The organism is Mesorhizobium sp. M7A.F.Ca.CA.002.15.2.1 (assembly GCF_003998715.1).
Taxonomy (GTDB): Bacteria; Pseudomonadota; Alphaproteobacteria; order Rhizobiales; family Rhizobiaceae; genus Mesorhizobium; species Mesorhizobium ciceri.
Window position 1 is genome coordinate 1 of record NZ_RZPI01000744.1, and the last position, 2,571, is coordinate 2,571.

2 protein-coding genes and 1 pseudogene are annotated in these 2,571 nt (G+C 63.0%); 2 read left to right on the forward strand and 1 reads right to left on the reverse strand.

All coding sequences use genetic code 11. From position 1 onward, the window contains the following. A pseudogene (locus tag ENZ74_RS35405) lies at positions 1-159 on the reverse strand (porin family protein); the annotation flags it as partial. Positions 160-571: 412 nt separating this feature from the next. Between ENZ74_RS35405 and ENZ74_RS28565 the strand changes: the two are divergent. Continuing rightward, positions 572-1,336, forward strand: coding sequence for an SDR family oxidoreductase (locus ENZ74_RS28565; protein ID WP_013532482.1), 765 nt, complete (start codon positions 572-574; stop codon positions 1,334-1,336). Continuing rightward, on the forward strand, positions 1,333-2,571 hold a 1,239-nt coding region (gene uvrC / locus ENZ74_RS28570), incomplete at its 3' end, for an excinuclease ABC subunit UvrC (RefSeq protein ID WP_127313170.1). The genes ENZ74_RS28565 and uvrC, both read left to right, overlap by 4 nt.

Genomic DNA, 2,571 nt, shown 5'->3' on the forward strand with positions numbered 1-2,571 from the left:
GGCGTAGGGGCCGGCCCACGAAGCGACGGGAAGTTCAGCGATCGGCGCAGGTGCCGGCGGCTCTTCCGAAACCACGTCAGCAGCATAGGCAGTTCCGCTGAGGGCGAAGAGCCCGAGCGCAACGGCCAGCGGCCGTGCGAATTTGAGATTGGCTTGCATTGTTCTTTACTCCTTAAGCCACAGGACACAGGCTTGTTTCTCACGATCGCCATCGACCCGTCCGGGGGGGAAACGGATCTGGCGTTCGTCGGTTCCAAATGTCGTGTCAAAATGCGGCTGAAGCGAACCTGAACTTGGGTCATTCCCCGGCGCAAATGAGGCAGAACCTTGACGTTGCATCTTCGCAACAGCGAAATGGCAGGAACCATCCGGTGCTGCGCTGCACACCGCTTGGTGCAAGGACTCCAGCACCCTATATTGCGGTCGGGCACGCCTGAGTCCAGGGCGGGCCAAGATGCCCAAACGGCCGTTTCGCCACAATGCTGCCCAAGGTGCGAACACCATTTAACGCATGCCGGGCCATATTTCGCCGGCACTGCTTTTTCGGGCCGAAATTGAGGATTGACACCATATGAGCAAAGCCACTGTCACGGCGCTGGTGACGGGCGGGGCCAGGCGGATCGGCAGGGCGATCGTCGAGGATCTCGCCGCGCACGGTTTTGCCGTCGCCATCCATTGCAACCGCTCGCGCAGCGAGGCCGATGCGTTGGCTGCCGAAATCATCGCCGGAGGTGGCCGCGCCGCAGTGGTCGCCGCCGACCTGACCGATATGGACGCCATCGATGACCTTATCGGCGAGGCGCAAGCAGCGCTCGGGCCGCTCTCGCTGCTGGTCAACAACGCGTCGCTGTTCGAGGACGATTCGGTTCTGGATTTCGACTGGCGGGCCTGGGACCGGCACTTTGCCGTCCATGTGAAAGCGCCCGCGCTCCTGGCGCAGAATTTCGCCCGGGCACTACCGGCAGGGCAGGAGGGCCTGATCGTCAACATGATAGACCAGCGCGTCTGGCGGCCGACGCCGCGCTACTTCTCCTATGCACTGTCCAAATCGACGCTGTGGACAGCCACCCAGATGATGGCGCAAGCGCTCGGTCCCCGCGTCCGCGTCAATGCCATCGGCCCGGGGCCGACATTGAAGAACGCGCGTCAGGACGACAGCGATTTTGCAGCCCAAGTCGATGGCTTGATCCTCAAGCGCGGCCCGGAATTGCCGGAATTCGGCGCCACTATCCGCTATCTCTGGGAAGCGCGCTCGGTCACCGGCCAGATGATCGCGCTTGATGGCGGCCAGCATCTTGCGTGGCAGACGCCCGATGTGACAGGCATGACGGAATGAGTCCTGTAGACCACAAAAGCAAGCCGCGCGGCGGCACCGACGATCTGCCCCCCGATATCGACCTCGAGGACGAGGCGGTCGAGGAAATCGTTGAAACCGTCGGTCCCGATGTCGCCTTCACCGCCATCGACTGGACGCCGCATGCCGGCGACGCGGAAGGCATGATCGGCGCCGAGGTGATCCAGACGCTGGTCAAGCGGCTGCCCAACGCGCCCGGCGTCTACCGCATGATGAACGCTGCCGGCGATGTGCTCTATGTCGGCAAGGCACGCAGCCTGAAGAAGCGCGTCACCAACTACGCGCAAGGCCGCTTCCACACCACCCGCATCGGCCGCATGGTGCGCGAAACGTCGACGATGGAGTTCGTCGTCACCCGCACCGAGATCGAAGCGCTGCTGCTCGAAGCCAATCTTATCAAGCGCTTGCGGCCGCGATTCAACGTCCTGATGCGCGACGACAAGTCGTTTCCCTATATCCTCTTGACCGGCGACCATGTCTCGCCGGGCATCTACAAGCATCGCGGCGCGCGCTCGCGCAAAGGCGATTATTTCGGTCCCTTTGCTTCGGCCGGTGCCGTTGGCCGCACCATCAACTCGCTGCAGCGCGCCTTTCTGCTGCGCAGTTGCACCAACTCGTTCTACGAGAACCGCACGCGGCCATGCCTGCTTTATCAGATCAAGCGCTGCGCCGGTCCCTGCACCGGCGAGGTCTCGCACCAGGACTATGCCGAGCTGGTCAATGAGGCGAAGGACTTCTTGTCCGGCCGCAGCCAGAAGGTGAAGACGGAAATCTCGGCCGCCATGCAGCAAGCGTCGGAAGCTCTCGATTTCGAGCGCGCCGCGATCTATCGCGACCGGTTGGCGGCCCTGTCGCATGTGCAGAGCCACCAGGGCATCAATCCGGCGACCGTCGACGAAGCCGATGTCTTCGCCATCCATCAGGAAGGCGGCCAGGTCTGTATCCAGGTGTTCTTTTTCCGCACCGGCCAGAACTGGGGCAACCGCGCCTATTTCCCCAAGGCCGATCCGGCGTTGGAAGCAGCCGAGGTGCTGGGCTCGTTCCTGGCGCAGTTCTATGACGACAAGCCGACGCCGCGGAACATTCTTCTGTCGCATGGCGTCGAGGATCAGGAATTGCTGGCCGAGGCGCTCTCCACCCGCGCCGGCCGCAAGGACGCAATCTCCGTGCCGCAGCGCGGCGAGAAGAAGGACCTGACCGACAACGCTTTGCAGAAT